Annotated in this window: 6 protein-coding genes; 3 read left to right on the top strand and 3 right to left on the bottom strand. The window is 35.5% G+C overall.

Annotation, left to right across the window (positions count from 1 at the left end):
• Positions 1 to 148 precede the first annotated feature (148 nt).
• From AC4AGG_RS15215 to AC4AGG_RS15205, 3 genes are all read left to right on the top strand, one after another.
• Positions 149 to 1,054 carry a helix-turn-helix domain-containing protein gene (locus tag AC4AGG_RS15215; protein ID WP_489772867.1) on the top strand — a complete coding sequence of 302 codons (906 nt, stop codon included), beginning with the start codon at positions 149 to 151 and terminating at the stop codon, positions 1,052 to 1,054.
• 128 nt (positions 1,055 to 1,182) lie between these two features.
• Positions 1,183 to 2,058: an SDR family oxidoreductase gene (locus tag AC4AGG_RS15210; protein ID WP_489772866.1), complete on the top strand. Its 876-nt coding sequence runs from the start codon at positions 1,183 to 1,185 to the stop codon at positions 2,056 to 2,058.
• A 1-nt stretch (position 2,059) separates the two neighbouring features.
• Positions 2,060 to 2,872: an SDR family oxidoreductase gene (locus AC4AGG_RS15205; RefSeq protein WP_489772865.1), complete on the top strand. Its 813-nt coding sequence runs from the start codon at positions 2,060 to 2,062 to the stop codon at positions 2,870 to 2,872.
• A 190-nt stretch (positions 2,873 to 3,062) separates the two neighbouring features.
• Here AC4AGG_RS15205 and AC4AGG_RS15200 read toward each other — a convergent pair whose 3' ends face one another.
• The 3 genes from AC4AGG_RS15200 to AC4AGG_RS15190 are packed head-to-tail and all read right to left on the bottom strand — an operon-like array spanning position 3,063 to position 5,072.
• Complete coding sequence (locus AC4AGG_RS15200; protein WP_489772864.1) at positions 3,063 to 3,638, bottom strand: Crp/Fnr family transcriptional regulator; 576 nt, start codon at positions 3,636 to 3,638, stop codon at positions 3,063 to 3,065.
• Positions 3,639 to 3,685: 47 nt separating this feature from the next.
• On the bottom strand, positions 3,686 to 4,453 hold the full coding sequence (locus tag AC4AGG_RS15195) for a type 1 glutamine amidotransferase domain-containing protein (protein WP_489772863.1): 768 nt from the start codon (positions 4,451 to 4,453) through the stop codon (positions 3,686 to 3,688).
• Between the two features lie 10 nt (positions 4,454 to 4,463).
• Positions 4,464 to 5,072, bottom strand: a complete 609-nt coding sequence (locus AC4AGG_RS15190; RefSeq protein WP_489772862.1) for an NAD(P)H-dependent oxidoreductase — start codon at positions 5,070 to 5,072, stop codon at positions 4,464 to 4,466.
• Positions 5,073 to 5,098 lie beyond the last annotated feature (26 nt).

Here is a 5,098-nt window from a genome sequence, read left to right as displayed (position 1 = left end):
TTTTTTTTTTTAGTATTGTATTCACGAATTCATTCGAAATTAAATAAAATGCCTTTTTCATCCAATTTAAAACGAAATGTGTTAATCAATCAGCGATTTGTGTTAATGAAGCTCAAAACATTGTAATAGATTTGCGAAAAGAAGTGAAATGAGCGAACAGATTATCCATTCCAAATCAATTACAGAAATTCGGTTGGTTTTTGGATTAGAAAAACCTACTCATCCTTTAATAACCGTATTGGATACCGAAAAACTCGCTTACGGAGAAGAAACCGTAGGGAAACGCTTTTCTTCTGATTTGTACTGTATAGCCTTAAAAGATTCAAGTTGTGGTATCGATTACGGAAGAAATTCGTATGATTTTGATGATGGTGTCCTCATTTTCACGGCACCGAAACAAGTTATTACAGTTAAAAAAACACAGGAACTGAATCAAGTAAAAGGCTGGATGCTATACTTTCATCCTGACCTCATTCGAAATACAAATCTTGGTTCAAAGATTGATTCGTACAATTTTTTCAATTATGAAGTTCACGAAGCCTTACACCTCTCTGAAAATGAGCAAAATACCTTAAATCAAATTGTTCAACTCATTCAGGATGAAATCAAAGAACGAATAGATAATCACAGTCAACAAGTATTGGTTTCTAATATTGAATTATTACTTAATTACAGCAAACGATTTTACGAAAGGCAATTCAATACTCGTTCTGCTACTAATATTGATGTGGTTTCTAAAGTAGAAATGTTATTAAAAAACTATTCCGAAAACCAACTTATCGAAAATGGACAACCGAGCATTCAATATTTGGCAGACCAATGTCATCTATCTGCAAGTTATTTGAGTGATGTGCTGGCAAAAGAAACTGGGCGCTCTGCCAAAGACCATATCAATGATTTCTTAATAGGCAAAGCAAAACATATACTATTAAATTCGACTGACTCAATAAACGAGATTGCTTACGCACTTGGCTTTAATTATCCTCATTATTTTGGTCGGTTATTTAAACAAAAAACGGGTACAACTCCCCAAGAATACAGGCAATTGAATTAAAATAAAGGAAGCGATTTTGCTTCCTTTATTATTTCTGCGATTTGTGTTAAAACTTCCTTTTTTTGTGTGCATGAGAACTTTTTATCAGTCGGATATTTGTTCCATCAAATCAATAAAATTAAAAAAAGATGAGACACAAAATTTTAGTTACAGGAGCAAGCGGAGCATTTGGTCGTTTAGCATGTATTCAATTAGCAGAAAATGGACATCTAGTGGTAGGAACCATGCGTTCGTTTCAAGGTAAAAATGAAGCTATCGCCAACGAATTAAAGTCAAAAGGTGTTGCCTTGGTTGAGATGGATGTGACCAATGAAGAAAGTGTTACTACAGGCGTAAATTCAGCTATAGAATTAATGGGCGGTTTGGACACCGTTTTCAATAATGCAGGCATCGGAGCCAACGGAATATTGGAATGTTTTACTACGAATGATATTCAAAAAATGTTTGATGTCAATGTTTTCGGAGTGCAACGCTTGATGAGAGCTGTTTTGCCATTCCTCAGACAACAAGGAAAAGGAACCATCATCCACACATCAAGCTGTATTGGTAGAGTAACCACACCATTTCTCGCGTCTTATTGTGCTTCAAAATATGCCTTAGAATCTTTAGCAGAGGGTTATCGAGCAGAACTTTCAGGGTTTGGGATTGAATCGTGCATCGTTGAACCGGGCGGATTTCCAACAGGTTTTATGAGCGGAATGATTACACCAAGCGATGCAGAGCGATTGACACAATATGGAGAAATGGCAAATTTACCCGAAGCATCAATTAATGGTTACGTTGCTTATGTAGAATCAATTCCTGAACAAAGACCCGAAAGAGTGGCAGAAGCAGTTGTCGCTTTGGTAAATACTCCTTTTGGTGAAAAACCTTTTAGAACCGTTGTCGATTTTTCAGGATTGAAACAACCGATTGAGCAATACAACAAAGCGTTGAACGAAACAACAAAAGCAATCTACACTGCAAATGGTGTAGAAAATTTACTGAACCTAAATAAAATTTAAGATGAACAAAACGATTTTAATAACTGGTGCAAGTAGTGGCATTGGTAAAGCAACAGCTATCCATTTCCAAAAGCAAGGTTGGAATGTCATCGCCACAATGCGTTCACCGGAAAAAGAAACGGAACTTAATCAATTAGAGAATGTTCAACTGGAAAAACTGGATGTACTCAATTTGGATTCCATCAACCAAGCCATTCAAAACGGAATATCAAAATTCGGAAAAATTGATGCTTTGGTTAACAATGCCGGTTATGGTGCTTATGGACCTTTAGAATCTTTCCCAAGGGAAAATATTGTAAAACAATTCAATACCAATGTCATTGGATTAATGGATGTTACTAAAGCTATCATTCCTCATTTTAGAGAAAATAAAAATGGTGTTATCGTAAATATTTCTTCTATTGGCGGACAAATGACATTCGCTTTAGGTTCGCTTTATCACGGAACTAAGTTTGCTGTAGAAGGTATTTCAGAATCGCTTTATTATGAAATGGCTGAAATAGGTGTAAAAGTAAAAATCGTTGAACCTGGTTTTATAGCAACCGATTTTGGAGGTCGTTCTTTCGATTTTCAAGCTGGAGATATTGAAGCTTACCAACCAATCATCAATGCTCTTATGAAACAATGGCAAAACCCAAACAATACCGTTTCGCCACCAAGTTTAGTAGCTGAAGTTATTTTTAATGCCGTAACCGATGGCACAACTCAACTACGTTATCGAGCAGGAGAAGATGCCAATTTTTTACTTGACACTAGAAAGAAAATGACAGATGAAGAGTTCTTTGCAATGATGAACAATCAACTAGGGAAATAAAAACAGTAGCAGGAAATTAAAAAACATTACAAAAAATTTTCTCACAACGAAAAAAGTCTGCCATACAAAAAGGCAGACTTTTGCATTTATAATAAGTTTGCTTTAATGGACAGTATCAATCAATCATAAAAATCATTTTCTGAATATTTTAAATTTCTTTGTAAAATTAGGTATCAGGTTTATGAGCAATTTATTTCTTCGACAATCGACTCAACGTCTCTCTCGAAACCCCTAAATAATGAGCAATTGTTGTTTTGGAAGCCCTTTGAAATAAAGCTGGGTATTGCTCTAAAAGCAAATCGTATTTTTCTTGAGCCGAACTTTTCATTAAAGATAAAACTCGCTTTTGAAGAGCTACAAAACCGTTGAATGCCTTAGTTCCATGGAATTGATACATCTTTGGTAATTGCTGACATAAGGCTTCTTTGTTAGATTTTGAAAGTTCAAACACCAAACAATCTTCCAAAGCCTGAACGCAAATTTCTCCCTTTCCTTGAATTTTATAGGCAGGATAATCGGAAATCAACCAATTTTCCATCGCAAACTGAACGATGTATTCTTTACCCAAATCATCTTCCATAAAGGCTTTAAGCAAACCTTTTACCACAAAAAATTCGCTAAGAACAGGAGTACCTCCTTTGATTAAAAATTCTTTTTTGGAAATTGATTTTAAAGTAAAAAATTGTTGCACCAACCTAAATTCTTCATCGGTTAGCGAAACAATTTCTTCTATTTGTTTTCGGAGCAAAAGCAATGCATCATCCATTGAACAAATTTACAAATAGATGATGCATCACAAAAATTTCCTTTAGCTTATTTCAAAGCATCACGAATCGCTTCGCCAACACCTTTTGCTGATTGTGGATTTTGACCCGTAATCAATCTACCATCAATTGTTACATGTTTTTGCCAAGGCTCAGATTTTTCATAAACGCCTCCTAATTCAATTAATTTATCTTCCAATAAAAACGGAACAACATTGGTCAACTTTACAATTTCTTCTTCCTCATTGGTAAAACCATTCACTTTTTTACCTTTCACCAAATATTCGCCATTACTCAGTTTAATATTGGTTAAACCGGCAGGACCGTGACAAACCGCTCCAACTACACCATTATTTTCATAAATTTTTGAAGCCAATTTTGCAATTTCATCATTATAAGGCAAATCCCACATCGCACCGTGTCCTCCTGCATAAAAAATAGCTTTGTATTCTTCTGGCTTCACTTCGTTCGGTTTCATAGAATGGATTATTTTCTGATGATACACCTCATCTTCCCAAAACTTTTTGTTGACTTCGTCTTTCAAATCAAATCCATCAACAGGAGGATTTCCACCTTTCGGACTCACAAAATCGATTTCGTAACCCGCTTCTGTCAAGACTTCCCAAGGATGCGAAACCTCGCCTAAATAATAGCCTGTTTTCTCTCCTGTATTTCCTTTGGTATCGTGGCTTGTCACCACGAATAATATTTTCGGTTTCATAGTTTCAGTTTTTGTAGTTGCTTGTTTTGTTGAACTGCACGAAGCCAATGCTAATACCATTGCTACTGCACCTAACATGGATTTTAAAAATTTCATCTTTTAATATTTAGGCGTTTACCATTACCATTTGCTCCAAATGTTGCAAATATTGGTTTTTATATTCTTTAATTCTTTCAGGCGTTGCATTTTTTTCAAGGTCGTGGAAGTGAAAACTCTCCAAAGGTTCCATTCCTGTAAAAGCATTCATTCGATGAAAACCGAACATCACACCATCATCCACACTGGTTTCATTGAAAAATTCTCCGGGTAATGTGAATGCAGTTTCTGGCGCATTCCAAGTTGTGGTCAACATATATTTTCTGCCGTGTAATTCGCAACCAGTTCCGTAATTGATTTCGGGCGTTTCTTTCTTACGACCATCACTATAATAAATTCCTTTTCGGTGTCCTGCGGTGAAAACCGTGTCCAAATACTCCTTAAAAGGATACGGCAAACCAAACCACCAAATCGGCGTGTGATAGATGACAATATCTGATTCCACAAACTTTTTCACCTCTTCTTCAGGATTATAAGCCTCGTTGATATCGGTTACAGTTAATTCAAATCCATTTTCTGGCGTGAAGAACGATTTATCCCAATTCACTAAACTTTCATTGAACTTTCCACCTGAATGTGCAAATCTTTTACCTCCGTTGATGACAAATATTTTTTTCATTTTTTGATTGATTTATGTTTGATTTA

This window comes from Chryseobacterium sp. CG10_8, from assembly GCF_058117085.1.
Note: the sequence above shows the minus strand (reverse complement) of the source record. Positions and strands in the feature narration are given on the sequence as shown.

Excerpts from the sequence above, each read along its gene's own strand:
- AC4AGG_RS15215 (WP_489772867.1), top strand. The coding sequence starts at position 149 with ATGAGCGAACAGATTATCCATTCCAAATCAATTACAGAAATTCGGTTG.
- AC4AGG_RS15210 (WP_489772866.1), top strand. The coding sequence starts at position 1,183 with ATGAGACACAAAATTTTAGTTACAGGAGCAAGCGGAGCATTTGGTCGT.
- AC4AGG_RS15205 (WP_489772865.1), top strand. The coding sequence starts at position 2,060 with ATGAACAAAACGATTTTAATAACTGGTGCAAGTAGTGGCATTGGTAAA.
- AC4AGG_RS15200 (WP_489772864.1), bottom strand. The coding sequence starts at position 3,638 with ATGGATGATGCATTGCTTTTGCTCCGAAAACAAATAGAAGAAATTGTT.
- AC4AGG_RS15195 (WP_489772863.1), bottom strand. The coding sequence starts at position 4,453 with ATGAAATTTTTAAAATCCATGTTAGGTGCAGTAGCAATGGTATTAGCA.
- AC4AGG_RS15190 (WP_489772862.1), bottom strand. The coding sequence starts at position 5,072 with ATGAAAAAAATATTTGTCATCAACGGAGGTAAAAGATTTGCACATTCA.